Genomic DNA, 24,212 nt, shown 5'->3' with positions numbered 1-24,212 from the left:
AAGGGGGTGCACCTGCGCCATCACGCGGCGGCAGGTGCGGCGTCGAACCAGCGCAGCTGCGTCGCATCGACGCGCACGGCCACACGCGCGTGCAGCGGCAGCCGCTCGCGGCACCAGGTGTGCAGTTGTTCGCCACCGGGCAACGCAATGGCGGTGCGCCAGCGGCCGCTGCGGTACTGCTGGGCGGCGATATGGGCGGTCAGCGTGGGAGCGTCTCCAGTCGCGGTCGCCCCCGCTTGCTGCAGGGCGATGGCGCTGTCCGGCACCAGCAGCTGCCCCTGGTGGCTTGGGCCCGAGGCTGCCGCCATGTTGGCCTCGGGCAGCGTGACCTGCATCGTCGCGGCAGCATCGGTGTCCGTTTGAAGACGCACCACGCGGCCTTCGCGCCATGCCGGCAACACGGCGCCGAGCTTGAGAAAGCGCGCTACCTCCGCATTGGCAGGCTGACCCCAGAGCTGCTGCGGGCTGGCACACTGCCCGATGCGCCCGCTGAACATCACCGCCACCTCATCGGCCAGGGTGCAGGCTTCCTCGTGGTCGTGGGTGACGTAGACGGCGGTGGTGCCGATCTCGCGCAGCAGCAGGCCGATCTCGCTGCACAGACTCTCGCGCAGATCGCGGTCCAGATTCGAGAGCGGCTCATCGAACAGCAGCAGCGCCGGCTGCGCCACGATGGCGCGCGCCAGTGCCACGCGCTGCTGCTGCCCGCCCGACAGCTCGGCAGGCTGGCGATGGCCCATGCCGGCAAGGCCTACCTGCGCCAGTGCCCGGTCCACGCGCGCTTGCACCTGCGCGCGGGCCAGCCCCTGCATGCGCAGCGCAAACCCGACGTTGCCGGCTACGGTCATGTGCGGCCACAGCGCGTAATCCTGAAATACCATGCCCAGTCGGCGCTGCTGCGGGGGCGTGCACGCCTGCGGGCTGGCAACCTGCTTGCCATCGAAGTACAGCGCGCCGCCGCTGGGCTGGTTCAGCCCGGCGAGAATCTTCAGCAGCGTGGACTTCCCGCAGCCCGATGGTCCCAGCAGCGCCAGTACGCGTCCTGGCGCCAGTTCGAGGTCAATGCCCTTGAGGGCGTGAAAGCTGCCAAAGCGCTGTTGCAGCGCTTGCGCCGAAACGGCCACACCCTGCGGGCGATGGAAAGACTCTTGCATGATGGGCGCGCATGCTAGGCGCCCAATAAGGCAAATTCATGACAAGGGCCGCGCGGCGTGTCAGAAGGTCCTCAGCAGCGCCCACGAACGGCGCAGTCCTGCACCACTTCGCCATCGGCATTGCGCCAGCGCTTGGGGGATGTCGTGTTGGCTGATTGCGGTGCTGCTGCAGGCGCCACCGTGCCTTGCTGTACCGGCACCGGGGCCGTTTGCTGCTCCCCGTTTGCCGGATCGTACAGCACCGTGCTGCCGCCCACACCCACGCCAGCACGGGCACCACTGCCGCCGATGCGGGTCGATGCGCCCACGCCGGCAGAGCCGTGCACCTGGCCGCGCTGGTTGACACCAACGCCCACGCCCACTGGACCAGCGCCCACACCCGCACCGACGGAGACGCCGCCGCTGCCAACACCCACGCCCACGCCGACAGGGCCTATCGGCACGGTGACGCCCGCATACGGACTGGCGCAGGCTGTCAGCAGGACGCAGGCGGAAAGCGCCAGTAGTGCGGGCACGTGCCCGGGCAGCGACAGGTTGCGGAGGACTCGGGTGTGGGCAGGCATAGGCGATGGAGTGGCTGGCAGAGGAAAAGTTCGCGCTCAGTCCGCAGCCGTCAGTCCCAGGCGCGCGCGATGCCGCGCAATCTGCGTGCGGATCTGTGCCGGCGCGGTGCCGCCCAGGGTATTGCGGGCGTTGAGCGCGCCTTCCAGGCTGAGGGCATCGAACACGTCGGCTTCGATCGCAGGGTTGAACCGCTGCAGTTCTTCAAGTGGCAGTGCGCTCAGATCCACGCCGCGCTCGATGGCAATGCGCACAGCCAGGGCCACGGTTTCGTGCGCGTCACGGAACGGCAGGCCTTTCTTGACGAGGTAGTCGGCCAGATCGGTGGCGGTGGCGTAGCCGCGCTGCGCGGCCCGGCGCATGGCCTCGGCATTGACGGTAATGCCGCCTTCGAACGCGCCGGTCTGCGGGTTGCGCTGGCCACCGATCATCTCGGCAAAGATGCGCAGGGTATCGCGCAGGGTGTCGACGGTGTCGAACAGCGGCTCCTTGTCCTCCTGGTTGTCCTTGTTGTAGGCCAGCGGCTGGCCCTTCATCAGGGTGATGAGCGCCATCAGGTGACCGACCACGCGTCCGGTCTTGCCGCGTGCAAGTTCGGGCACGTCCGGGTTTTTCTTCTGCGGCATGATGGACGAGCCGGTGGTGAAGCGGTCGGCAATGCGGATGAAGCCGAAGTTCTGGCTCATCCAGACGATCAGCTCTTCCGAGAGGCGACTGACGTGCACCATGATGAGCGCGGCAGCGGCGGAGAACTCAATGGCGAAGTCGCGGTCGCTGACGGCATCCAGGCTGTTCTGGCAGATCTGCGGGTTGCCTTCGGCATCGACCATGCCCAGCGCGCGAGCCACGAAGGCGCGATCAAGCGGATAGCTGGTGCCTGCCAAAGCGGCGGCGCCCAGCGGCAGCGTGTTGGTGCGGCGGCGCACATCGGCCAGGCGCTCGCCGTCGCGCTGGAACATCTCCACATAGGCCAGCAGGTGGTGGGCAAAGCTGACCGGCTGCGCGACCTGCAGGTGCGTGAAGCCCGGCAGGATTACTTCCACATTCTGCTCGGCCACGCGCAGCAGGGCGCGCTGCACATCCTGCAGCAGTGCGCTGATGCCGTCGATCTCGTCGCGCAGCCACAGCCGCACGTCGGTGGCCACCTGGTCGTTGCGGCTGCGGCCCGTGTGCAGGCGCTTGCCGGCGTCGCCCACCAGCGCGGTCAGACGCGCCTCGATGTTCAGGTGCACATCTTCCAGATCGAGCTGCCAGGCAAACTGGCCGGACTCAATCTCGCTGGCGATCTGGTCGAGCCCGCGCTGGATGGCCGCCTCGTCCTCGGCCGAGAGAAGGCCCACCTTGTGCAGCATCCTGGCGTGGGCGCGGCTGCCAGCGATGTCGGCGCGCCACAGCCGCTGGTCGAAGAACACGCTGGCGGTGTAGCGCTTGACCAGCTCGCTCATTGGCTCGGCGAACAAGGCCGACCAGCCCTCGCTCTTGCTGGCAAGCTGGTTGGCAGACGGCTGGACTTGTTTGGGATCGGACATGGAAGTCGGGATAATGAATTGGACAGGGAGAAGCCGCGCGGCGCGCCGCAAGCGGGCATTCTAGTGCGCGGGGGTGGTCCCGGCGCACAGCCATAGACAGGCGGAACCACCATGCGACCGGAGGAAGGTTTATCGACACGCCGCGAAGCAAGACCTGCGGCGGCACGCGCGTTGCCCGCTGCGCTGGTGCAGATGCGCCCGCGTTCGCGGCTGCTGTTCGACGCCTGCCACACCGGGGTGGTGCTGCGCGCCCTGGCACTGATGCTCGTGCCCGCAGCCCTGCTGGCACTGTTTGGCGCAGGCAGCGCAGCAGCATGGCTTGGCGAGTTTGCCCAGCTGGTGGGAGTGGTGCTGCCGCCGACCTTGCTGTGGCTGCTGCTGTGTTGCGTGCTCAAGGGCTGGCTGGACCGTCAGGCCCGCTCCGTGCAATGGGGCGCAGTGCTGGTCACTGGCTGGCTGTGCGGACTGCTGGGGCACGCGCTATACAGCGCACTTGCGTTGCAACCGCCAGGGCCGCTCAACTGGCTGGCAGCGGGCTTGACCGGCATGGCCGCCGCGGCGTTGCTGACCAGCGTGCTCATCCTGCGGCAGCGCGCCAGCCAGCCTGCGGCCACGGTGGCCAGGCTGGCCGAACTGCAGTCGCGCATCCGGCCGCACTTTCTGTTCAACACACTCAACAGCGCCATTGCGCTGGTGCGGCAGGACCCGGACGCGGCCGAGCGCATGCTGGAGGACCTGAGCGACCTGTTCCACCATGCGCTCAAGGATGCAGCAAGCATCTCGAGCCTGGAGCGCGAAATTGCCCTGGCACGCCAGTACCTGCGCATCGAGGCCATGCGCTTTGGCCCGCGCCTGCGCGCAGCCTTCAGTGTCGACGACGCAGCACTTGTGGCCAGTGTGCCCCCTCTGCTGCTACAGCCGCTGGTGGAAAATGCCGTCAAGCATGGCGTGGAGCCCAGTGTCGAAGGCGGCGACATCCACGTGCTGGTGCGTCGGCGGGGTGACCAGGTGCGCGTGATCATCAGCAATACCGTGCCATCGCCCCGGCAGCTGCAGGCGGCGGCCCGCCGCGCCGGCAACGGCATGGCGCTGGCCAACGTGCGTGCCCGCCTGCAGCTGATGCACGATGTGCAGGCGGACTTCAGGACGCGCGTGCGCGAGGGCCGTTATGAGGTCGTACTGACCATTCCGGCGCGGCCGCTGCGTGGCCATGATGCCGAGTAGCCGCGAGATTGATCAAGATGCTGCATGTTCTGATTGTTGACGATGAAGCACTGGCGCGCCAACGGCTGCGTTTTCTGCTGGAGTCCTTATCTGAATTTCCCTGCGTGGTGCAGGAGGCCGCCTCTGTTGCGGCGGCGCAGCAGCACTTCAAGGCCGCGCAGGTGGACTTGATGCTGCTGGACATCCAGATGCCAGGCACCAGCGGCATCGAATGGGCCCGCGCGCTGCAGGCCGGCAAGGGCGCGCCGGTGGTCGTGTTCGTCACCGCGCATGCCGAGTTCGCCGCAGAGGCTTTTGACCTGCAGGCGGCCGACTACCTGACCAAGCCGGTGCGACTGGAGCGCCTGCGCCAGGCGCTGCGCCGCGCCATGCAGCTGCGCCCTGACGCGGCCATGGCCGCTCAGGCGGTTGCAGCGCAGCCGCCGCAGGAGGACTTTCTATGCATCCAGGACCGCCATCGCACCGTACGCGTACCGATTCAGGAGGTGCTGTGCTGCCGTGCCGAACTCAAGTACGTCACGGTGGTCACAGCTTCCCGACAGTACCTGCTGGATGAATCGTTGAACGGGCTGCAGCAGCGTTTTCCACAACATTTCCTGCGTGTGCACCGCAGTGCGCTGGTAGCGCGCGGCGCCATGCGGGGCCTAGTGCGCAGCCTTGCGCCGCAGGACGGCGAATGTTGGAGTCTGACGCTGGCGGGAACCACCGAAACCGTGCCGGTGGCGCGCCGCATGCTGGCCACGGTGCGCGCGCAGCTGCGGGGGAGCAGCGTGGCATGAAAAAAGCCGCGCGGCATGGCCGGCGCGGCTGCATTCATGAATCAGAACTGAGGCGCGGTGATCAGGTGATCGAAGCGCGGTAGATTGATTCGATCGAGGCTTCCAGCACCCGGTTGAATTCCTCATCGCTTTGCTGCGCCGACAGGCCTTCGGTGAGGGCGCGGCTGAAGCTGGCAATCACGCCCTTGTTGCGGGCCAGCCGGGCATTGGCCTCGTCGCGGCTGTAGCCGCCCGACAGCGCCACGACTTTGAGCACGCTGGGGTGGGCCACCAACTCGTCGAAGAAGCCGTCCACCTCCGGCAAGGTGAGCTTGAGCATCACCGGCGTCTCGGCGCTGACCTTGTCCAGCCGCGCCAGCAGGCCCTTCTTCAGTTCTGCCTCAATGGCCTGCTTGTCCGCAGCCTTGATGTCGACCTCGGGTTCAATGATCGGAACAAGCCCGGCTTCCAGCACCTGCTGCGCCAGCTCGAACTGCTGATCCAGCACGGCGGCGATGCCGGCGGCGTTGTTGGCCTTGATGACCGAGCGCTCCTTGGTGCCGAATACGCCCTTGGCCTTGGCGCGCGCCAGCAAGTCGGCCAGGCCCGGAATCGGCTTCATGAGCTGCACGCCATCGGCCTCATCCTGCAGGCCCTTGTCGATCTTGAGAAATGGCACGACCTGCTTGTCTTCCCAGAGGAAACGGGCCGCTTCCTTGCCGTTGAAGTCGCGATCCAGCGTCATCTCGAACAGGATGGCACCAAGCACGCGCCGGCCGTCAAACGCGGGGCTGCTGACGATGCGCGTGCGCATCTGGTGGACCAGGTCGAACATTTCGGCTTCATTGCTGTAGGCCGACTCCTCGATGCCGTAGAGCTTGAGGGCCTTGGGCGTGCTGCCGCCGCTCTGGTCCAGCGCGGCGATGAAGCCCAGGCCGCTGGCGATGCGATCGCGTTGTTCGGTGGTGGACATGTGGCGGAATCTCCTTGGAAGGGGTCAGTAATGTGGAATGCACCGATTCTATCGGGGCTGCGCCATCTGTCGGCTGACGACCATGTCCAGCACATCGACCACCGCGGGCTGGGCACTGCTGACCCGGGCCGGTGTGTAGCGGTTGATGCGCAGCACCGTCCACTCGCCCGGCGTGTGGGCGTAGCCCTCGATGGTGCCAGGGTAGACCTGCCAGGGGCCTTCAGCCCGGCGCAGGCCGGCATCGTCAAAGTCCACGCTGCGTACCTGCAGACATTGGCTGGGCTGGCCGTGCTGAGTGCACGCCACGGTATCGGGAGCGACCTCCAGAAATACCCGCTGGGGTGCGCTGCCAAAGCGCGTGGCATCGGTCGGCCTGCCCTGCAGCTGCCAGGCGCTGCCATCCGCAAAGTGCAGTGTGAGAAGAGGTGCAGTGTCGCCTACCGGGGCCGTTAGCGCCAGGCCGGTGGCATTTGACAGCTGGCGACCCACAGCGTCCTCGGCCTGCATCAGAGCCGTGTCCGAGCAGGCGCGCTTGGTGGCCATGGCCATGCCCACGTGCAGGGTGGTCTCGCCATCCCAGTCATAGCCGGCACCCATGTGGTTGCACAGGCCGCTGACGGTCAGCCGCTGACCATCGAACGTCAGCTCGACCGGCGCGGGCAGGGCCGGTGCCACGGTGTCGAACCAGGCCTGATCGGGGCCGCTGGCACTTCGCAGCTGCCAGTGATAAGCCCGCAGCAGGTGTTCAGGATCGGTGCTGTTCATGGATGGCTGGGCAGCAGTGCCGCCGACGGTTTGTGCGAACGCGGCCTGCGCGGCGGGCGCTGACGCGACCTGACTGGTTGGCGCCGCGTTGCAGGCAGCCAGCAGGCCACAGGCCAGGGCGAGATTCAGGTATCCAAACGTTGTGTGTTTCAGCATAGTGGAGCGATTGTCGAAAGCGCATGCAGGCGATGTACACCGCTTTGGCGCCTTCGGTAGGCTGCAATGGCAGCAGGCTCCCGCGTGCAAGCAGCGCGGGCAGTGGATAATGCCAAGTTTGTTGCATCCATGGCAGGCTGCGCCTGGCGCGGCCCAATAAGCCATATTGCATTACATGGGGCCTAGCGATCATGTCGGACATTCTCGAAAAAATCATCGCCGTCAAGCAGGAGGAGATTGCCGCTGCAAAAAAGCGCCTGCCGCTTGAAGTCGTGCGCGCCGATGCCGAAAGCCGTGTGCTGACGCGCGATTTCGAGGGCGCGTTGCGCCAGAAGATCGCTGCCGGACAGGCGGGCGTGATCGCCGAGGTCAAGAAGGCCAGTCCCAGCAAGGGCTTGCTGCGCGAGGATTTCATCCCAGCCGATATCGCGCAGAGCTACGCCTGGGGCGATGGCAGGACCAGCGCAGCGTGTCTTTCGGTGCTCACGGACCGGCAGTTCTTCCACGGCAGTGTCGACTACCTCAAGCAGGCCCGCGCCAGTGTGGCCCTGCCGGTGCTGCGCAAGGACTTCATGATCGACCCCTACCACATTTACGAATCGCGGGCGATGGGGGCCGATGCCGTGCTGCTGATCGTCGCGGCACTGGAAGATGGCCTGATGGCGGAACTGGAAGCCATTGCCCATGCGCTGGACATGGCGGTGCTGGTCGAAGTGCACGACGAAGCCGAGCTGGAGCGCGCGCTGCGCCTGAAAACGCCGCTGGTGGGCATCAACAACCGCAACCTGCGCACCTTCGAGACGCGGCTGGAAACCACGCTTGCCCTGCAGAAAGAAGTACCGGCCGATCGCCTGCTGGTGACCGAATCGGGCATTGCCACACGCGAGGATGTGCGCGTGCTGCGCGAGGCCGGCATTCATGCCTTTCTGGTCGGCGAGGCCTTCATGCGCGCTGCCGAACCCGGTGAGGCGCTGGCGGCGCTGTTTGGCTGATTGGTGGCACTTTTCTTGTCCAACAGGTGATTGTTATATGAGTGCAAACAAAGTGGTCTTCATTACCGGCGCCACGTCCGGGTTCGGGCGCGCCACCGCTCGACGATTCGCCGCCGCCGGCTGGTCACTGGTGCTAACAGGCCGGCGTCTGGAGCGCTTGCAGGCCTTGCAGCAGGAGCTGCAGGATCTGGTGCCCGTCCATGTGGCGGCACTGGATGTGCGCGATGCCGACGCCGTAGCCGCCGTCGTGGCGGCGCTGCCCGCGTCGATGCGGCCCATTACCGTGCTGGTCAACAATGCCGGCCTGGCGCTGGCGCCCGTGCCGGCGCAGGAGGTGGAGCTGGCGGACTGGCACACCATGATTGACACCAATGTCAAGGGTCTGGTCAACGTCACGCATGCGCTGCTGCCGCAGCTGATCGACACCGGCGCTGGCGCCAGTATCGTCAACATCGGCTCGGTTGCAGGCAGCTGGCCCTATCCTGGCAGCCACGTCTATGGTGCCACCAAGGCCTTCGTCAAGCAGTTTTCGTACAACCTCCGCTGTGACCTGGTGGCTACCGGCGTGCGCGTGACGGATCTGGCGCCCGGCATGGCCGAAACCGAGTTCACATTGGTGCGCACACGCGGTGACCAGGCTGCGTCCGAGCAGTTGTATCGCGGCGCCAATGCCCTGCAGGCCGAGGACATTGCTGAGCAGATCTTCTACATTGCCACGTTGCCGCCACACATGTGCATCAACCGGCTGGAGGTGATGCCGACGCAGCAGGCCTGGTCGCCGTTTCTGGTGCATCGCAAGGCGGGCTGAGCCGGCCTGCATTTCGTCCAAGTCCCCAGCCATCCTGCGCGTCGGCTTGGTGCGAGGATGCCACCGGCGCGCGCTGCGCCCATCGACGCGCAGGAAATTGGGAATGTCAGAACGGAATGTCGTCGTCCTCGAAGCCGTTGTCGAATGCGGCTGCCGGTGGGGCGGCGCTGCGTTGCGCTGCCGACGCCGGTGCAGCAGGCTGGCGCGCCGGCGCCGGGGCGCTGTTGCCGTAGCTGCCCTGGCCGCCGGCCTCTGCTGCGCCGTAGTTGCCGCCACCGCCTTCGCCGCGCCCGCCCAGCATTTGCATGTTGTCCACGCGGATTTCAGTGGTGTAGCGGTCCTGGCCCGACTGGTCCTGCCACTTGCGGGTGCGGATGCGGCCTTCGATGTAGACGGGCGATCCTTTGCGCAGGTACTGCGCGGCCACTTCGGCCAGCCGATCGCTGAAGACGAGGTTGTGCCACTCCGTCAGCTCGCGGCGCTCGCCGGTCTGGCGATCTTTCCAGGTCTCGGTAGTTGCCAGACTGACGTTGGCGACCTGGCCGCCGCTCGGGAAGGTGCGCAACTCCGGGTCGCGGCCCAGATTGCCGATGAGAATGACTTTGTTGACTGATGCCATGGGTATACAAGCGCAAAAGAATGCCGGGGGCAGGGTGCCAGGGCGTGTCGGGCAGCGCCCCCGCAGCAGTTGAAAGATTACGCCGCCAGCAGGTCCGTGTGGCCGACCGGCAGCGATGATCGACTATTGTGCCGTACCTGACTGTCTGGGGGCCAGCACAATTGTGATGCTGCTCAGCGCGACACGCCAAGCACCATCAGCCACAGTGGCACGGTGACCATGGAAAGCAGCGTCTGGGTGGTGATCAGCGATGCCATCAGGCGCGCGTCGCCGCCGAGCTGGCGGGCCATGATGTAGGCGTTCGGGGCGGTCGGCAATGCGGCGAAGAAGCAGGCCGCGATGGTCATGTCGTCGCTCACCGCGAGCCAGCGGCACAGCAGCCAGGTCAGGCTCGGCAGACCCAGCAGCTTCAGCGCGTCGGTCAGGATGACCGTCAACGGGTAGGCGCCCTGGAGCTGGAACACCAGTCCGCCTCCCACACACAGCAGGCCCAGACCCAGTGCGACGCCGCCGAGGATCTCCAGGGCGTTGGCGAGGAAAGCCGGCAGCGGCACGCCACTGAGGTTGGTCAGCGTCCCTGCCAGTGTGGCGAGAATGATGGGATTGCGCGCTAGGTTCCGTGCGATGGTGCGCGCGGTCACGCGCTGGCCGCTCCACCACGCCAGTGCAACCACGGCGATGACGTTGACCGGCGGCATGGCGATGGCCAGCGCCAGCATCACAAGTGCGGAGATTTCGGGCGGAAACACCAATCCCGCCACGGCCAGTCCGAAGTAGGTGCTGGGGCGGGTCGTGCCCTGCACAACCGAGGAGCGTGCCGGTGCGGGCAATGCACGCAACCCCCAGCGCAGGAGCAGCAGCGCCAGCAGCAGCATCAGCAGCACGGGTCCGATCACCAGCGTCGCCAGTGCCTTGAGCGTGGCGGCGTCCATCTGCAGCTGTGCCGTGCGCAGAAACAGCAGCGCCGGAAAGGCCACATAGAAAGTTAGCCACTCCAGCGAAGGAAACAGCGTAGGCGGAGTGTTGCGCATGCGCTTGACTGCCACGCCCAGTGCGATGATTAGAAATACCGGAGTGACGTAGGCCAGCATGGTGAGAAGGTCAGAGCGAGAGCAGTTCAGTTCTTTTCGGTCGGTGCGGCCACAAGCAGGACGACCGCGCGGGCCTGCATGGACTCCCCTCGGCCCACCGGGCCCAGGCGTTCGGCCGTCTTGGCCTTGACGTTGACCTGCGACTCTGCCAGTTCCAATGCCGTGGCGATGTGACGGCGGATGGCGGGCATGTACGGCGCCAGCTTGGGCGCTTGCGCAATGATGGTCGAGTCAAGATTGGCAATGCACCAGCCTTCGGCGCGCACACGTTGCCAGGCCTGTTGCAGCAACACGGTGGAGTCGGCCCCCTTGAAGGCGTCGTCGGTATCCGGAAAGTGGCGGCCGATGTCGCCCAGACCGGCTGCGCCCAGCAGCGCATCGGTGATGGCGTGCAGCAGCACATCGGCATCGGAGTGGCCGAGCAAGCCCTTGTCGTGGGCGATGGTAACGCCACCCAGAATCAGCGGGCGGCCTGCCACGAGGGCGTGTGTGTCCCAGCCCTCGCCGATGCGCAGCGCGGGCCAGAGGGGCGGAGATGAAGCGGATGCAGGGGTGTCCATAAGGAGGGGCTAAGAAGCGAGTTCAGGAAGTTGCCACTTCGCTGCGGGCGCGCAGGATGGCTTCGGCCAGCGCGAAATCTTCCGGATACGTGACCTTGAAGTTCTGGGCGCTTGATGGCACCAGCAGCGGGTGGTAGCCCAGGCGCTCGACCGCACTGGCCTCGTCTGTCACGTCCTGCAGGTCGGCAGCCAGCGCCTCGCATAGCAGGCCGAGCCGGAACATCTGTGGCGTCTGAGCCAGCCATTTGCCCTGGCGCGAAACGGTCTGCGCCACGCGCGCATCCGCATCCACGCTGCCGGGTTGCGCGTCGCGCTGCTGTTTGAGGGTATCGGCCAGCGGGAGGGCCAGCAGCCCGCCGACGGCATCATGGCGGCATCGGTCGATCAGCCGCTCCACCAGCGCAGGGGTCACCAGGCAGCGTGCGGCATCGTGCACCAACACCCAGTCGTGCGCCTGGGCACCGAGCGTTTGCAGGGCCGCCAGGCCATTGCGCACGGATTGCGCGCGGGTGGGGCCGCCGACGGCCTGCACGGTAACGCGCTGCGGCAGCGAGGTAGGCAGATGCGCCGCGCGCAGCGGGTCACCAGGGGCAACAACGACCAGCACACGTGCCAGTGCCTGCACCTGCACCAGCGCGTGCAGGGTGTGCTCCAGCAGGCTGTGCCCGGCGATGCGGCGGTACTGCTTGGGCTGGACGCCCGTGCCGGCGCGGCTGCCCTGGCCTGCAGCCGGAACCAGCGCCCAGGCACGCGCGGTGGCGGGGCGGTCAGTTTCGGCAGCGGCAGTCATGCGGCGATTGTAATGAGGCCAGCCGCCCTGCGCGGCGCGGTGGGGGGGCGGCTGGCACGTGCGAAGCTGGCATGGTTCTTGTGTAAAACCCGGTAGAGTGCCACGGTGCAGTACCGTTTGGCGCGGCGCGACGCCGCGCGCATTGATTCCCCACCATGACCGATTCGATCCGACTGTTACTCAACGGCCAGCATCTTTGCGTCGAAGGCGTGGCCCCAACCACCATGCTGCTGGCATGGCTGCGTCAGCAGCAAGGGCTCAAGGGCAGCAAGGAAGGCTGTGGCGAGGGCGACTGCGGTGCCTGCACCGTGGTGGTGGGCAGTTTGGTGGAGCCTGCGCAGACACTGCAGCTGCGCACCATCAACGCCTGCATCCAGCTGTTGCCGGCGCTGGATGGCAAGGCCGTGTTTACGGTCGAGTATCTCCAGCAGCTGGCTGGCGAGCACGCGCAGGGGCAGGACGCACCGCCTGCGCGCCAGACCATCCGGCTGCATCCGGTGCAGCAGGCCATGGTGGAGCACCACGGTTCGCAGTGTGGCTTCTGCACGCCGGGTTTCGTGATGTCGCTATGGCAGCTGTACGAGAGCTGTGCAGCCTCGGGGCAGCGGCCCGATCAGGGGCAGGTCGCCAGCGCGCTGACCGGTAACCTGTGCCGCTGCACCGGCTACCGGCCCATTATTGACGCCGGGCTGGCGATGTGCGAGGGGCCAAAAGTCCTGCTCGATCGCGAGGCCGTGCGTCAGCAGCTGCTGGCGCTGCAGCGCACCGAGTCGCTGGACTATGTAGCTGGCGGCGTGCATTTCCATGCACCGCGCTCGGCCCGGGAGCTGGCCGCTTTGCGTGCTGCCAAGCCTGCGGCGACACTGCTGGCCGGCTGCACGGACGTGGGCCTGTGGATCAACAAGCAGTTTCGCGACGTGGGTGATCTCATCTACACGCCGGCGGTGCAGGAGTTGCGCCGCTGCGAGACGGCGGAAGACGGCAGCCTGTGGATTGGCGCCGGTGTGGCCCTCAGCGACGCCTACGCCGCGCTGGTCCAGCACTATCCGGAGCTGACCGAGCTGTGGGAGCGCTTTGCCTCGACGCCCGTGCGCAATGCCGGCACGCTGGGCGGCAACATCGCCAACGGCTCGCCGATCGGTGATTCTGCGCCGCCGCTGATTGCTCTGGGCGCGCAGGTGCTGCTGGCCAGCCAGCGCGGCACGCGCGCCTTGCCGCTGGAGGGTTTCTACCTCGACTACATGAAAAAGGACCTTGCCCGCGACGAGTTCGTGCTGGCCGTGCAGGTGCCGCCACGCCCGGCAGGCGCTGGCCAGTTCGTGCTGCGCACCTACAAGGTCTCCAAGCGGTTCGACAGCGACATCTCGGCGGTCTGCGCTGCCTTCGCGCTCTGGCTGGAGGCGCCTGCGCAACCGGGTGCGGCTCCGACGGTTGCGGCCGCGCGCATTGCCTTCGGCGGCATGGCCGCGACCTCCCGGCGCGCGGCGGGCGCGGAGGCCGCCCTGACGGGCAGGCCCTGGGCGCCATCCAGCGTGCTGGCGGCGCAGCAGGCGCTGCGGCAGGATTTCTCACCGCTTTCGGATATGCGCGCCGCGCGCAGCTACCGCGAGCGCGTCGCGGCCAACCTGCTGCAGCGCTGCTGGCTGGAGACGCGCCATGACGCGCCGCTGTCGCCAGAGGCCACGCGCGCTTACCCGCAGCTGGCCTTGTTCGAGGCGCTCCAGCCCGCGCTGGGCATGGAGGTACGGTCATGAAGGCGCCCACACCATTCAGTACCGCATCAACCCAGGCGCTCTACAGCGCGTCGGTGCCGCACGAGTCAGCCCATCTGCATGTCAGTGGCCAGGCCGTCTACATCGACGATGCGCCAGAACTTTCGGGCACGCTGCACGCGGCGCTGGTGTTGAGCAAACAGGCCCATGCGCGCATCGTTGCCATCTCGACAGAGGCGGCCATGGCCATGCCGGGCGTGGTGGCGGTGGTGCGTGCGGAAGATGTACCGGGCGACGCGATGATCGGCCCGATTGTGCATGACGAGCCGCTGCTGGCCGACGCCCTGGTGCAGTATGTGGGGCAGCCCATTCTTGCGGTGCTGGCCAGCAGCCATGAACTGGCGCGGCGTGCCGCAGCCAAGGTGCAGGTGGACTATGCTCCATTGCCCGCAGTGCTGACCATCGCGCAGGCGCGCGAGGCACAGTCTTATGTGGTCGAACCACTGCATCTGGTGCGCGGCGAGCCGGATGCAGCGCTGGCGACTGCGCCCCGGGTGTTGCGCGGGCAGTGGCAGTGCGGCGGGCAGGAGCAGTTCTATCTGGAGGGTCAGATCAGCTACGCGATCCCGAAGGAAGACGGCACCATGCACGTGCTGTGCTCGACCCAGCATCCCAGCGAAATGCAGCACCTGATTGCCCACGTGCTGGAAGTGCCCAGCCACAGCGTGCAGGTGGAGATGCGCCGCATGGGCGGCGGCTTCGGGGGCAAGGAGTCGCAGTCGGCGCAGTTTGCCTGCATAGCGGCAGTGGCTGCGCGCAAGCTGGGACGGCCGGTGAAGCTGCGGCTGGACCGCGACGACGACATGCTGGCCACAGGCAAGCGCCACGACTTTCTCTACGATTACGCCATCGGCTACGACGATGAGGGTCGCATCCTCGCCGCCAAGGTGGAGATGGCCGCGCGCGGGGGCTACTCGGCGGATCTGACGGCACCGGTCATCACGCGCGCGCTGTGCCATTTCGACAATGCGTACTACCTGGAGCATGCCGACATCGCGGCGCTGGGCTGCAAGACCAACACGCAGTCCAACACCGCGTTTCGCGGCTTTGGCGGCCCGCAAGGTGCGCTGATGATGGAGTACGCGCTTGACAGCATCGCACGCGAGCTGGACCTGGATCCGCTGCTGGTGCGCCAGCGCAACTTCTATGGCATCGGCGAGCGCAACATCACGCCCTATGGGCAGAAGGTGGAGGACAACATCCTCCATGAGCTCGTGGCGCAGCTCGTCGAACAAAGCGACTACCATGCGCGGCGCCAGGCGGTTGCCGCGTTCAACGCCGACAACGACGTGCTCAAGCGGGGTCTGGCGCTGACGCCGCTGAAATTCGGCATTTCCTTCAACGTGGCGCACTTCAACCAGGCTGGCGCACTGGTGCACGTCTACACCGATGGCTCGGTGCTGGTGAACCATGGCGGCACCGAAATGGGGCAAGGGCTCAACACCAAGGTGGTGCAGGTAGTGGCCCATGTGCTGGGGCTGCCGGTCACGCGTGTGCGTGCCACGGCTGCCGATACCGGCAAGGTGGCCAACACGTCGGCCACCGCCGCTTCCACCGGCAGTGACCTCAACGGCAAGGCGGCCGAGCATGCGGCACTGCAGGTCAGGCAGCGGCTGGCGGCACTGGCAGCGCCGTTGCTGGGCGGCACGCCTGAGGACGCGGACCGGGTGCGTTTCGCCGAGGGCCAGGTCTGGCTGAATGCGCAGGCCATGGCGTTTGAAGCGCTGGTGCGCAAGGCCTACGAGGCACGCGTGCAGCTGTGGTCCGACGGCTTTTATGCCACGCCCGGCCTGCACTGGGACCGCGTGACGCTGACCGGTCACCCGTTCTACTACTTCGCCTATGGCGCAGCCGTCTCGGAAGTGCAGGTGGATACGCTCACCGGCGAATGGCGCCTGCTGCGCGCGGATGTGCTGCACGATGTGGGCAATCCCATCAACCCCGCCATCGACATCGGCCAGATCGAAGGCGGCTTCATCCAGGGCATGGGCTGGCTGACCACGGAGGAGCTGTACTGGCATCCGGAGACGGGCAAGCTGATGACCCACGCGCCATCGACCTACAAGATCCCGGCGGTGCACGACTGCCCGCCAGTATTCAACGTGCGGCTGTTCGATCAGCCCAACCGGATGGACACCGTGCTGCGTTCCAAGGCGGTGGGTGAGCCGCCGCTACTGCTGCCGTTCTCGGTGCTGTTGGCGCTGCGCGATGCGATCTCCAGCGTCGGGGGCCATCGCATCCAGCCGCCATTGCGCGCGCCAGCAACACCGGAGGCCATTCTGGATGCGCTCGATGCCGTGCGCACGGCCGCACAAAAGGATGGGTGAAAGGGGAGAGGCAGGGCTGGCTGCGGACTTCAGCGCCGGTCGGTCGTGGCAAGGTCGGCAGAGCGCTTCGACTGGCCCGCGGCCACACCGCTCCACAGCCGCAGGGTATCCAGATAGGTCTGCACCTGGAAGGCCTGTAGCTTGAGGTGGTAGTCCAGCTCCGCAATCTGGTCCTCCCAGGCCTCGCTCAGATGCGAGCTGAGGTCGGGCGGGGGCAGTTTCAGGTAGGCTTCGGACTCGCTGCCTTCACGATGCACGGTGGCGCCGGCATTGCGCGCGATGCGCAGCATCGGCGCGTTCTCACTCAAGGCGTGGATGTACAGCGTCTGCACACCCTTGTTGCGCGCATGCACCACTGCCCGCTCGTACAGCTGGGCGCCCAGCCCGCGGCCACGGTAGGCGCCCAGCACGGAAACGCCGAACTCCGCCGCTTGCAGGCGACCGGGCTGAGGCGCATCGAAGGCCAGGTGGGCCATGGCGATCAGCACCAGCTTGCGATTGACGACACCGTAGATCTCGTCGCGCGCGAAGTTCAGCGTTTCGACATAGCGCTCGATCTGGCTGTCTGATGCCGGATAGCCAAAGCGCAGGTAGCGGTCATGGGCGGACAGCGCCAGCAAGTGCGTGAGAATCTGCGGCCTGTGCATGGCATGCAGCACCCGGATGGGAACATGCAGGGGCTTGGCGCGGCGCGGGCGCAGCGCATCGCCGCGACGGGCGCCGTCGGGGTGTGCACTGGCAGCAGGAGGCAGGGTGTGCATGGCGGTTCGGGGACAGGGTCAGCAACCTCGATTCTAAGGGTAAACCCTGACTGGACTGCCATTGTGGTAGGCACCCTGCCGCGCGCATGGGCAAGCAGGGTGACCAGCTGTAGCCTGCGCGCCTCTGCCTTATCGGCCCTAGTCGGCGCCCAGCAGTGCACGCCGGTACTGGATGGCTTCGGCCAGGTGCGTGGCGGTCAGCGGCGCATCGTCGGGGTGGTCGGCATCCAGATCGGCGATGGTGCGCGCCACACGCAGAACCCGGTGCGTGGCACGGGCGGACCATCCCATCTTGTCCGCAGCTGCCTGCAGGAGCTGGTGGGCTGCAGCATCCAGTGGTGCGTGCATGGCCAGCGCCGAGCCGGTGAGTGCGTAGTTGTCGCACTGCTGGCGCCGATGCGCCCGCTGGCGAGCCTGTACCACCCGGTGGCGGATCGGCGCGCTGGCTTCGCCGCCGCGGGCGTGCAGCAACTGCGTGACCGGCAGTGCCTGGACTTCGATGTGCAGGTCGATGCGGTCGAGCAGCGGGCCGCTGAGGCGGCCTTGGTAGCGGGCTACCTGATCGGGCGTGCAGCGGCAGCTGCGCGTGGCACTGCCCCTGTAGCCGCATGGGCAGGGGTTCATAGCGGCAACAAGTTGAAAACGGGCGGGAAACTGCGCGTGGTGTGCAGCGCGGGCGATGTGGATGGTGCCGGTTTCCAGCGGCTCGCGCAGTGCCTCTAGCGCCGGCTTGGGAAACTCGGGCAACTCATCCAGGAACAGCACGCCGTGATGCGCCAGGGAAATCTCACCCGGTCGCGGCGGTGAGCCGCCACCGACCAGGGCCACGGCACTGGCCGTATGGTGGGGGCTGCGCAGCGGTCGCCTGCGCCACTGACCGTGCTCCAGAGTGCCCGCCACGCTGGCAAGCGCTGCCGCCTGCAGCGCTTCATCCTCGGGCAGTGGGGGCAGTAGGCCGACAAGGCGCTGCGCCAGCATGGATTTGCCCGCACCGGGCGGGCCTACCATCAGCAGGTGGTGGCCGCCGGCTGCCGCTACTTCCAGTGCGCGGCGGGCCGTCAGCTGGCCCTTGACGTCGGCCATGTCGGGATAGTGCGGTGCGGCCATGGACTCAGCCGGCGGTGCTGCTGCACACAGCTGCACCTGGTGCGCCTCGCTGTCCTGTACGGCCCGCAGGTGGGCCACGACCTCCAGCAGATGGTCCGCTGCCAGCACCACGCCGCCTGGCACCAATGCGGCCTCGCTGGCGCTCTCGCGCGGCAGGATCCAGTGCGGGGGCGCCTGTTCGGCGTTCGCCGCAGGCGCCCGCTCGTGCGTTGCCGTGCGGTGGTCGGCCAGCACCATGGGCAGGGCGCCGCGAACGGGCCGCAGCGCGCCGGAGAGCGAAAGCTCCCCGGCGAATGCGTAGCCTTGTAGCGCCTGCACATCGATCTGGCCGCTGGCAGCGAGGATGCCCAGGGCAATCGGTAGGTCAAAACGGCCGGAGTCTTTCGGCAGGTCTGCCGGTGCGAGGTTGACAGTGATGCGCTTGTTGGTGGGAAACTCCAGCCCGCTGTTGAGAATGGCTGAGCGCACACGCTCGCGCGCTTCGCGCACTTCCACGTCGGCCAGTCCCACCAGCGTGAAGCTGGGCAGGCCGTTGGCCAGATGCACTTCGACGGTGACTGCGGGGGCATCGAGCCCGAGCAGAGTACGGCTGTGGAGTAAGGCCAGCGCCATGGTGTTTCACTCTATTGGTGCAGAGTGGGGCTGTAAGCCCCAATTAAGTGCATTGCCTGATCTCCCGTTCTAATTCGGTGCATCGTTATGGATGGGCGGCAATCAGGCGGTTGCACGCCTGCGCGGAGAGCCTTACAGGTTGTATGCATTAGGCGCATACGCCAAAAAGGTGCGCTCGGCTCGCTGCCAGCAGGCAGGCAGCGGCAGCTAACTTCTGTGGCAATGTGCGGCAACTGTGACGGCATGTTGGCACGTTCCGTGCATTCATGGTTTGCGCCTTGCGCTCAATTCCTCTCTGCGCTCTGCTGGCAAGCAGGTCCGGTTACCGGCGCGAGGCCCTTTTATCCACCTTTTTCTAGACCCGCAGGGCCTTTCATGGACTGGCCCTTTCAGCAGGAGTAGTGCACATGAAAATGGTATCGGCCATCATCAAACCGTTCAAGCTCGACGAGGTGCGTGAGGCGCTTTCGTCGATTGGTGTGCAAGGCATCACCGTCACTGAAGTCAAGGGATTCGGCCGCCAGAAGGGCCATACGGAGCTCTACCGCGGCGCCGAGTACGTGGTCGATTTCCTGCCCAAGATCAAGATCGAGGTGGCCGTGCCCGATGAGACGGTAGACCAGGTCGTGGAGGCCATCGAAAGCGCCGCGCGCACCGGCAAGATCGGCGATGGAAAGATTTTCGTCTCTGCGCTGGAGCAGGTGGTGCGTATCCGTACCGGTGAAACCGGCGCGGATGCGGTCTGAGGCCTCGGCAGATTTCCAACGTATTCCCAATGTCTTGACACGTGAAGGATTAGCGCTCATGAACAAACGACTTGCGACTGCGCTGGGGCTGGGCGCCCTGGCAGCAACTCCTCTGGCACTGGCGCAGGAAGCTGCACCGGTTGTTGCCGAAATCGTCTCCGCGGTAGCCGAGGCGGAACCGGCCATCGATACGGGCGATACCGCCTGGATGCTCACCTCGACGGTGCTGGTGATCCTGATGAGCATCCCTGGCCTGGCGCTGTTTTACGGCGGTCTGGCACGTTCGAAGAACATGGTTTCCGTGCTGCTGCAGGTGCTGGCGGTGTTCTCGCTGATCACCTTGCTGTGGGCGGTATACGGTTTCTCGCTGGCTTTCGGCGGTGAAGGTAAAGTCTACGGCTCGTTCGACTACGTGTTCCTCAAGGGCATCACGCCCGACACCATCTCGTCGGCGCTGTCCACCATTCCGGAATTTGTCTTTGTGTCCTTCCAGGCAGCCTTTGCCGCCATTACAGTGGCACTGGTGGTCGGATCGCTGGCCGAGCGCGTCAAGTTCGGTGCCGTGATGGTCTTCTCCATCATCTGGTTCACCTTCAGTTACCTGCCGATGGCGCACATGGTCTGGGGCGGCGGCCTCCTTGCGGAGGATGGTGCGCTGGACTTTGCCGGCGGCACCGTGATCCACATCAATGCCGGGGTGGCCGGTCTGGTGGGCGCGTACGTGCTGGGCAAGCGCGCCGGTTACGGCAAGGAAGCGCTGGCACCGCACAACCTGGCCTTCACGATGATTGGCGCCTGCCTGCTGTGGGTCGGCTGGTTCGGCTTCAACGCCGGTTCTGCTGGGGCTGCCAATGGCGTGGCTGGCCTGGCCTTCATCAACACCATCGTGGCGACTTCCGCCGGTGTGCTGGCGTGGCTGATCGTGGAATCACTGGCCAAGGGCAAGCCTTCGCTGCTGGGCGGTGCCTCCGGCGCCGTGGCAGGTTTGGTGGGTGTCACGCCTGCTGCCGGCTTCGTCGGCCCAGTCGGAGCCATCCTGATCGGTGCGCTCTCCGGTGCCGTGTGCGTCTGGGGCGTCAGTGGTCTCAAGCGCATGCTGAACGTGGATGATTCGTTCGATGTTTTTGGCATCCACGGTGTGGCTGGCATCATCGGCGCGCTGCTGACCGGCGTATTCGTGTTCCCCTCGCTCGGAGGTGTGGGCGTGGACGATGTGACCATGGCCGGTCAGGTCTGGATCCAGCTCAAGAGCGTGATCGTCACCGTCATCCTCTCCAGTGTTGTGGCATTCATCGCCTTCATGGTCGCCAAGGCCACCGTGGGCCTGCGCGTCTCGGCCGAAGCCGAGCGTGAAGGTCTGGATCTGACCTCGCATGGCGAGCGCGCCTACAACAGCTGATCGGGCACTGGCGTGCGACCGAGACCGCCCGGGAGACCGGGCGGTTTTTTTGCATGGTGACGTCGTTGTTCACGCATTTGACACAGGCAGGCGCTAGCGTGTCTGTCTCTCTGAACAGGTTCTCACACCGCAGCCACCATGGACGAACGTACGACCTTGAGTCACCACGAACAAGTTCTGCGCAGCATCGGGCGCGAGCTGATCGACAGCTATGACGAGGAACTGGAGCAGGAAATCGACGATGCCCGCCTGGGCGATGCCACGGTTCTGGAATCGCTGGGGATCACTGACGACGCGCCACAGGGGCAGCTGGGGCGCCAGACCTATTTCCGCGAGTTGCTGCGTCTGCAGGGCGAGCTGGTCAAGCTGCAGGACTGGGTGCAGCACACCAAGGAGAAGATCGTCGTGATCTTCGAGGGGCGCGACTCGGCCGGCAAGGGCGGGGTGATCAAGCGCATCACCCAGCGCCTGAACCCCCGCGTGTGCCGCGTTGCCGCCTTGCCCGCACCCAATGACCGCGAGCGCACGCAGTGGTACTTTCAGCGCTACGTCACGCACCTGCCCGCTGGCGGCGAGATCGTGCTGTTTGACCGCAGCTGGTACAACCGCGCAGGGGTCGAGAAGGTCATGGGCTTTTGCACGGATGCGCAGTACGAGGAGTTCTTCCGGTCCGTGCCGGAGTTCGAGCGCATGCTGGTGCGCTCGGGCATCCGCCTGATCAAGTACTGGTTCTCCATCACCGACGAGGAGCAGGAAGCGCGCTTTCTGGCGCGCATCCACGATCCGCTCAAGCAGTGGAAGCTCAGCCCGATGGACGTGGAATCGCGCCGCCGCTGGGAGGACTACACCAAGGCCAAGGAAGTGATGCTCGAGCGCACCCACATTCCCGAGGCGCCGTGGTGGATCGTGCAGGCGGTAGACAAGAAGAAGGCGCGCCTGAATTGCATCAGCCATCTGCTGGAGCAGATTCCGTACGAGCCCGTTGCCCATCCGCAAGTCGTGCTGCCGCCGCGGGTCTACCACGCCGACTACACCCGCCACCCGGTGCCAGCGCACATGTACGTGCCGGAGCGTTACTGAGCGAACAGGTACTTACACATAGTGCTGCGGCGCGGTCTCGGCCAGCGCGTCGAGGTGCGCCACGTCGCCCCAGGCCAGCAGCGTGAGGGTTCCCGCTGCCCAGAGCATCCGGTGGATGGAGGTGTTCTCAATGACCCAGCTGCGGCTGACCTGCAGATCCAGGCCTGCGGCATGGCGGTAGAGGATGTCCAGCACGCCGCCATGCGCGACCAGCACGATATGCTGGCCGGCATGCCGCGCCGCAAGTTGATCCACGGCATGCAAAACCCGGTCGCGGAACATCTGCATGCTCTCGCCGCCTGGCGGGCGGTAGGCAGCATCACGGGACTTGAAGGCCTTGGCGAGCGTTGCATCCTGTGCGCAGATCTGTTCAATGGTCTGCCCCTGCAAAACGCCAAAACAGCGCTCGCGCAGGTCGGCATTCGGCAGCAGCGGTGCGCTGGTGGTTTCCTGCAGCGCCTGTGCGGTCTGCCAGGCACGCTGCAGGTCACTGCTGTAGATGACGTCCGGTGCGCTGTCGGCCAGCGCCTGGGCCATGCGCCCGGCCTGTTGTCTGCCCCGTGCGTTGAGCGGGATGTCGGTGTGGCCCTGGATGCGCGCGCTGTGATTCCAGTCGGTTTCGCCGTGGCGGATCAGTGTCAGGCGGGTAGCCGCCATGGGCAGTTCATCTGGCGCCTCTTCCATCGGCGTGTGGGGGGCATTCATGGCACGATTTCGTGGCGAATGCGCCGGACACCCTGTGGCGGCGTCGGAAAACCATCCAGCGCCGAGCGGAACAGCGCGCGGTAGATGGCCTCGTCGTTGGTCCAGATGTCGTCATAGCGGGCCGATGTCTCGTAGACCACGTTGCCTTCGCTATCGCGCAGGATCAGGCGCACCTCGCGCACGTACAGGGTGGGCGGACGATCGCGCCAGCCGCCCCAGTAACCGAAGGCAGGATTCCAGCCCCAGGGGCCATAGCCGAGTCCGAAGCCGAAGTTGCTGTAATACGGCCAATCGGGCAGGTAGGCGTTGGCGTAGGCGCCAAGTTCGAGCCGCAGTGCGCCGTTTGTGTCGTCGCGCTGCATGCCCACGCGCGCCAGCTCCTCGGTGGCGATGCGCTCGATCATGGCGCGAAACGGGCTGTCAATCTGCTGTGAAGGCAGCCGCTGGAGCCGATAGGTTGGAGGCTCCGGCATGGACGCCAGCGTGGAGAAGGTGCGCACGTCGTTATCGATCACGCGGGTGCTGCTGCAGCCAGCCAGCGCCAGGGTGATGACTGCCAGCACGAGTATCAGCAGACGATAGCTTGCCTGTGGCAAGGAAGACAAGCTGCGATCCGTCATGATGCGTCTCCTCTGGTTGGTTACCCCGGATCCCTCAACGCACAACGGTGCGCTGCGGTGTACACCGTCACCCGCAGGCCGAACGAGCCAGGTCCGTCTGCAGCTGGATGGTAATGCCCAGCGTATCACCACTGGCAGCTGGCACGAACTTCTCGGGGAAGCTGTCAGGGTCAAAGGCCATGTCGCCGCCGGGCTCGGCCACGCCAGTGGCACGCGCGCCCTTGAAGTCGTGCAACTGCGGGTCCATCATGTGCGTGGTGACGATGTTGCCCATGGCGCGGAACATGCTCTCCAGGCGGCCGGGATACTTCTTGTCCCACTCGCGCAGCATGTCGCCGACGATCTGGCGCTGCAGGTTGTCCTGGCTGCCGCAGAGGTTGCAGGGGATGATCGGGAACTGCTGGTACTCGGCCCACTGGCGGGTGTCCTTTTCCGGGATATAGGCCAGCGGGCGGATGACCACGTGCTTGCCGTCGTCACTGACGAGCTTGGGTGGCATGCCCTTCATGCGCCCACCGAAGAACATGTTCAGAAGCAGGGTCTGCAGGATGTCGTCGCGGTGGTGGCCCAGCGCAATCTTCGTGCAGCCAAGCCGGTCGGCCACCGAATAGAGGATTGCGCGGCGCAGCCGGCTGCACAGCCCGCAGGTGGTCTTGCCCTCGGGAATGACGCGCTTGACGATGCTGTAGGTGTCCTGCGTCTCGATGTGGAAGTCCACCCCTTGCGCGCGCAGGTAGTCCGGCAGGATGTGGTCGGGAAAGCCCGGCTGCTTCTGGTCCAGGTTGACGGCCACGATCTCGAAGCGGATGGGGGCGCGTTTTTGCAGCTTGCGCAGGATGTCCAGCAGGGTGTAGCTGTCCTTGCCGCCGGACATGCACACCATGACCTTGTCGCCGTCCTCAATCATGTTGAAGTCGGTGATGGCGCGCGCGACCTCGCGGCACAGACGCTTTTCCAGCTTGATCGCTTCGCGCCGTGCCTTGTCGGCACTTGATACGCGGGAGGCAGGCTCTGCAATGGTGTTCATGATGGGGATTCCTCAAACTCCGTGGTCAGGCTGGACGGCCAAGCCCTGCCTGCACATTCGCTGAAGGCGGTGCAGG

Annotated in this window: 22 protein-coding genes and 1 pseudogene; 9 read left to right on the top strand and 14 right to left on the bottom strand. The window is 66.1% G+C overall.

The features are described from left to right. Positions 1 to 20: 20 nt before the first annotated feature. The 3 genes from AAV94_RS10200 to argH form a co-directional block, all read right to left on the bottom strand. Positions 21 to 1,154, bottom strand: a complete 1,134-nt coding sequence (locus AAV94_RS10200; protein WP_046742213.1) for an ABC transporter ATP-binding protein — start codon at positions 1,152 to 1,154, stop codon at positions 21 to 23. Positions 1,155 to 1,225: 71 nt separating this feature from the next. Next, on the bottom strand, positions 1,226 to 1,717 hold the full coding sequence (locus AAV94_RS15095; protein WP_046742212.1) for a hypothetical protein: 492 nt from the start codon (positions 1,715 to 1,717) through the stop codon (positions 1,226 to 1,228). A 36-nt stretch (positions 1,718 to 1,753) separates the two neighbouring features. Continuing rightward, entirely contained in the window at positions 1,754 to 3,244 is a 1,491-nt protein-coding gene (argH, locus tag AAV94_RS10190) for an argininosuccinate lyase (RefSeq protein WP_046742211.1), read from the bottom strand. A gap of 111 nt (positions 3,245 to 3,355) precedes the next feature. Between argH and AAV94_RS10185 the strand changes: the two genes are divergently transcribed. Both AAV94_RS10185 and AAV94_RS10180 read left to right on the top strand, forming a co-directional pair. Then, a complete protein-coding gene (locus AAV94_RS10185; RefSeq protein WP_046742210.1) occupies positions 3,356 to 4,468 on the top strand; it encodes a sensor histidine kinase in 1,113 nt (370 codons plus the stop codon). A 17-nt stretch (positions 4,469 to 4,485) separates the two neighbouring features. Then, positions 4,486 to 5,247 (top strand): LytR/AlgR family response regulator transcription factor, encoded by a 762-nt coding sequence (locus AAV94_RS10180; protein WP_046742246.1) that lies wholly within the window; start codon positions 4,486 to 4,488, stop codon positions 5,245 to 5,247. 61 nt (positions 5,248 to 5,308) lie between these two features. Here the strand turns inward: AAV94_RS10180 and AAV94_RS10175 are convergent, their stop codons facing one another. Continuing rightward, on the bottom strand, positions 5,309 to 6,199 hold the full coding sequence (locus AAV94_RS10175; protein ID WP_046742209.1) for a fructose bisphosphate aldolase: 891 nt from the start codon (positions 6,197 to 6,199) through the stop codon (positions 5,309 to 5,311). 48 nt (positions 6,200 to 6,247) lie between these two features. Next, on the bottom strand, positions 6,248 to 7,120 hold the full coding sequence (locus AAV94_RS10170) for an META domain-containing protein (RefSeq protein WP_052755010.1): 873 nt from the start codon (positions 7,118 to 7,120) through the stop codon (positions 6,248 to 6,250). Positions 7,121 to 7,311: 191 nt separating this feature from the next. Between AAV94_RS10170 and trpC the strand changes: the two genes are divergently transcribed. Together trpC and AAV94_RS10160 are read left to right on the top strand one after the other, a co-directional pair. Next, a complete protein-coding gene (gene trpC, locus AAV94_RS10165) occupies positions 7,312 to 8,112 on the top strand; it encodes an indole-3-glycerol phosphate synthase TrpC (RefSeq protein ID WP_046742208.1) in 801 nt (266 codons plus the stop codon). 37 nt (positions 8,113 to 8,149) lie between these two features. Next, the gene (locus AAV94_RS10160) at positions 8,150 to 8,920 is read left to right on the top strand and encodes an SDR family NAD(P)-dependent oxidoreductase (RefSeq protein WP_046742207.1); all 771 of its coding nucleotides are present in this window, start codon (positions 8,150 to 8,152) and stop codon (positions 8,918 to 8,920) included. A 106-nt stretch (positions 8,921 to 9,026) separates the two neighbouring features. Here the strand turns inward: AAV94_RS10160 and ssb are convergent, their stop codons facing one another. The 4 genes from ssb to ispD all read right to left on the bottom strand — a co-directional run bounded on the left by ssb (position 9,027) and on the right by ispD (position 11,980). Continuing rightward, positions 9,027 to 9,539 (bottom strand): single-stranded DNA-binding protein, encoded by a 513-nt coding sequence (gene ssb / locus AAV94_RS10155; RefSeq protein WP_046742206.1) that lies wholly within the window; start codon positions 9,537 to 9,539, stop codon positions 9,027 to 9,029. 173 nt (positions 9,540 to 9,712) lie between these two features. Next, a complete protein-coding gene (locus AAV94_RS10150; protein WP_046742205.1) occupies positions 9,713 to 10,630 on the bottom strand; it encodes an AEC family transporter in 918 nt (305 codons plus the stop codon). 26 nt (positions 10,631 to 10,656) lie between these two features. Next, positions 10,657 to 11,190 carry a 2-C-methyl-D-erythritol 2,4-cyclodiphosphate synthase gene (gene ispF, locus AAV94_RS10145; protein WP_046742204.1) on the bottom strand — a complete coding sequence of 178 codons (534 nt, stop codon included), beginning with the start codon at positions 11,188 to 11,190 and terminating at the stop codon, positions 10,657 to 10,659. A 22-nt stretch (positions 11,191 to 11,212) separates the two neighbouring features. Continuing rightward, positions 11,213 to 11,980 (bottom strand): 2-C-methyl-D-erythritol 4-phosphate cytidylyltransferase, encoded by a 768-nt coding sequence (gene ispD / locus AAV94_RS10140; protein WP_046742203.1) that lies wholly within the window; start codon positions 11,978 to 11,980, stop codon positions 11,213 to 11,215. Positions 11,981 to 12,135: 155 nt separating this feature from the next. Between ispD and xdhA the strand changes: the two genes are divergently transcribed. Beyond that, positions 12,136 to 13,734, top strand: a complete 1,599-nt coding sequence (xdhA, locus tag AAV94_RS10135) for a xanthine dehydrogenase small subunit (protein WP_046742202.1) — start codon at positions 12,136 to 12,138, stop codon at positions 13,732 to 13,734. Continuing rightward, the gene (gene xdhB, locus AAV94_RS10130; protein ID WP_046742201.1) at positions 13,731 to 16,079 is read left to right on the top strand and encodes a xanthine dehydrogenase molybdopterin binding subunit; all 2,349 of its coding nucleotides are present in this window, start codon (positions 13,731 to 13,733) and stop codon (positions 16,077 to 16,079) included. The genes xdhA and xdhB overlap by 4 nt, the downstream gene beginning before the upstream one ends. Before the next feature lie 29 nt (positions 16,080 to 16,108). Here the strand turns inward: xdhB and AAV94_RS10125 are convergent, their stop codons facing one another. Then, entirely contained in the window at positions 16,109 to 16,840 is a 732-nt protein-coding gene (locus tag AAV94_RS10125; protein WP_084824871.1) for a GNAT family N-acetyltransferase, read from the bottom strand. Positions 16,841 to 16,978: 138 nt separating this feature from the next. Further along, complete coding sequence (locus AAV94_RS10120) at positions 16,979 to 18,559, bottom strand: YifB family Mg chelatase-like AAA ATPase (RefSeq protein ID WP_046742200.1); 1,581 nt, start codon at positions 18,557 to 18,559, stop codon at positions 16,979 to 16,981. Between the two features lie 407 nt (positions 18,560 to 18,966). Here AAV94_RS10120 and glnK point away from each other — a divergent pair, with 407 nt between their 5' ends. The 3 genes from glnK (at position 18,967) to ppk2 (ending at position 21,784) form a co-directional block, all read left to right on the top strand. Beyond that, positions 18,967 to 19,305 (top strand): P-II family nitrogen regulator, encoded by a 339-nt coding sequence (glnK, locus tag AAV94_RS10115; protein WP_046742199.1) that lies wholly within the window; start codon positions 18,967 to 18,969, stop codon positions 19,303 to 19,305. A gap of 58 nt (positions 19,306 to 19,363) precedes the next feature. Further along, entirely contained in the window at positions 19,364 to 20,704 is a 1,341-nt protein-coding gene (locus tag AAV94_RS10110; protein ID WP_046742198.1) for an ammonium transporter, read from the top strand. A 138-nt stretch (positions 20,705 to 20,842) separates the two neighbouring features. Then, positions 20,843 to 21,784 (top strand): polyphosphate kinase 2, encoded by a 942-nt coding sequence (gene ppk2 / locus AAV94_RS10105; RefSeq protein ID WP_046742197.1) that lies wholly within the window; start codon positions 20,843 to 20,845, stop codon positions 21,782 to 21,784. Positions 21,785 to 21,796: 12 nt separating this feature from the next. Here ppk2 and AAV94_RS10100 read toward each other — a convergent pair whose 3' ends face one another. The 3 genes and pseudogenes from AAV94_RS10100 to ttcA form a co-directional block, all read right to left on the bottom strand. Further along, positions 21,797 to 22,489 carry a histidine phosphatase family protein gene (locus tag AAV94_RS10100; protein ID WP_331396814.1) on the bottom strand — a complete coding sequence of 231 codons (693 nt, stop codon included), beginning with the start codon at positions 22,487 to 22,489 and terminating at the stop codon, positions 21,797 to 21,799. Beyond that, positions 22,486 to 23,109, bottom strand: coding sequence for a DUF4136 domain-containing protein (locus AAV94_RS10095; protein ID WP_046742196.1), 624 nt, complete (start codon positions 23,107 to 23,109; stop codon positions 22,486 to 22,488). The genes AAV94_RS10100 and AAV94_RS10095 overlap by 4 nt, the downstream gene beginning before the upstream one ends. 67 nt (positions 23,110 to 23,176) lie before the next feature. Then, a pseudogene (gene ttcA, locus AAV94_RS10090) lies at positions 23,177 to 24,091 on the bottom strand (tRNA 2-thiocytidine(32) synthetase TtcA); the annotation flags it as partial. Positions 24,092 to 24,212 lie beyond the last annotated feature (121 nt).

The organism is Lampropedia cohaerens, assembly GCF_001005215.1.
GTDB lineage: Bacteria > Pseudomonadota > Gammaproteobacteria > Burkholderiales > Burkholderiaceae_C > Lampropedia > Lampropedia cohaerens.
This window is presented reverse-complemented; position numbering and strand designations above follow the sequence as displayed.

Excerpts from the sequence above, each read along its gene's own strand:
- AAV94_RS10160 (WP_046742207.1), top strand. The coding sequence starts at position 8,150 with ATGAGTGCAAACAAAGTGGTCTTCATTACCGGCGCCACGTCCGGGTTC.
- AAV94_RS10150 (WP_046742205.1), bottom strand. The coding sequence starts at position 10,630 with ATGCTGGCCTACGTCACTCCGGTATTTCTAATCATCGCACTGGGCGTG.
- AAV94_RS10175 (WP_046742209.1), bottom strand. The coding sequence starts at position 6,199 with ATGTCCACCACCGAACAACGCGATCGCATCGCCAGCGGCCTGGGCTTC.
- ppk2 (WP_046742197.1), top strand. The coding sequence starts at position 20,843 with ATGGACGAACGTACGACCTTGAGTCACCACGAACAAGTTCTGCGCAGC.
- xdhA (WP_046742202.1), top strand. The coding sequence starts at position 12,136 with ATGACCGATTCGATCCGACTGTTACTCAACGGCCAGCATCTTTGCGTC.
- AAV94_RS15095 (WP_046742212.1), bottom strand. The coding sequence starts at position 1,717 with ATGCCTGCCCACACCCGAGTCCTCCGCAACCTGTCGCTGCCCGGGCAC.
- AAV94_RS10170 (WP_052755010.1), bottom strand. The coding sequence starts at position 7,120 with ATGCTGAAACACACAACGTTTGGATACCTGAATCTCGCCCTGGCCTGT.
- AAV94_RS10120 (WP_046742200.1), bottom strand. The coding sequence starts at position 18,559 with ATGGCGCTGGCCTTACTCCACAGCCGTACTCTGCTCGGGCTCGATGCC.
- ispD (WP_046742203.1), bottom strand. The coding sequence starts at position 11,980 with ATGACTGCCGCTGCCGAAACTGACCGCCCCGCCACCGCGCGTGCCTGG.
- AAV94_RS10125 (WP_084824871.1), bottom strand. The coding sequence starts at position 16,840 with ATGCACACCCTGCCTCCTGCTGCCAGTGCACACCCCGACGGCGCCCGT.
- AAV94_RS10100 (WP_331396814.1), bottom strand. The coding sequence starts at position 22,489 with ATGAATGCCCCCCACACGCCGATGGAAGAGGCGCCAGATGAACTGCCC.
- xdhB (WP_046742201.1), top strand. The coding sequence starts at position 13,731 with ATGAAGGCGCCCACACCATTCAGTACCGCATCAACCCAGGCGCTCTAC.
- glnK (WP_046742199.1), top strand. The coding sequence starts at position 18,967 with ATGAAAATGGTATCGGCCATCATCAAACCGTTCAAGCTCGACGAGGTG.
- ispF (WP_046742204.1), bottom strand. The coding sequence starts at position 11,190 with ATGGACACCCCTGCATCCGCTTCATCTCCGCCCCTCTGGCCCGCGCTG.
- AAV94_RS10095 (WP_046742196.1), bottom strand. The coding sequence starts at position 23,109 with ATGACGGATCGCAGCTTGTCTTCCTTGCCACAGGCAAGCTATCGTCTG.
- argH (WP_046742211.1), bottom strand. The coding sequence starts at position 3,244 with ATGTCCGATCCCAAACAAGTCCAGCCGTCTGCCAACCAGCTTGCCAGC.
- ssb (WP_046742206.1), bottom strand. The coding sequence starts at position 9,539 with ATGGCATCAGTCAACAAAGTCATTCTCATCGGCAATCTGGGCCGCGAC.
- AAV94_RS10200 (WP_046742213.1), bottom strand. The coding sequence starts at position 1,154 with ATGCAAGAGTCTTTCCATCGCCCGCAGGGTGTGGCCGTTTCGGCGCAA.
- AAV94_RS10110 (WP_046742198.1), top strand. The coding sequence starts at position 19,364 with ATGAACAAACGACTTGCGACTGCGCTGGGGCTGGGCGCCCTGGCAGCA.
- trpC (WP_046742208.1), top strand. The coding sequence starts at position 7,312 with ATGTCGGACATTCTCGAAAAAATCATCGCCGTCAAGCAGGAGGAGATT.
- AAV94_RS10180 (WP_046742246.1), top strand. The coding sequence starts at position 4,486 with ATGCTGCATGTTCTGATTGTTGACGATGAAGCACTGGCGCGCCAACGG.
- AAV94_RS10185 (WP_046742210.1), top strand. The coding sequence starts at position 3,356 with ATGCGACCGGAGGAAGGTTTATCGACACGCCGCGAAGCAAGACCTGCG.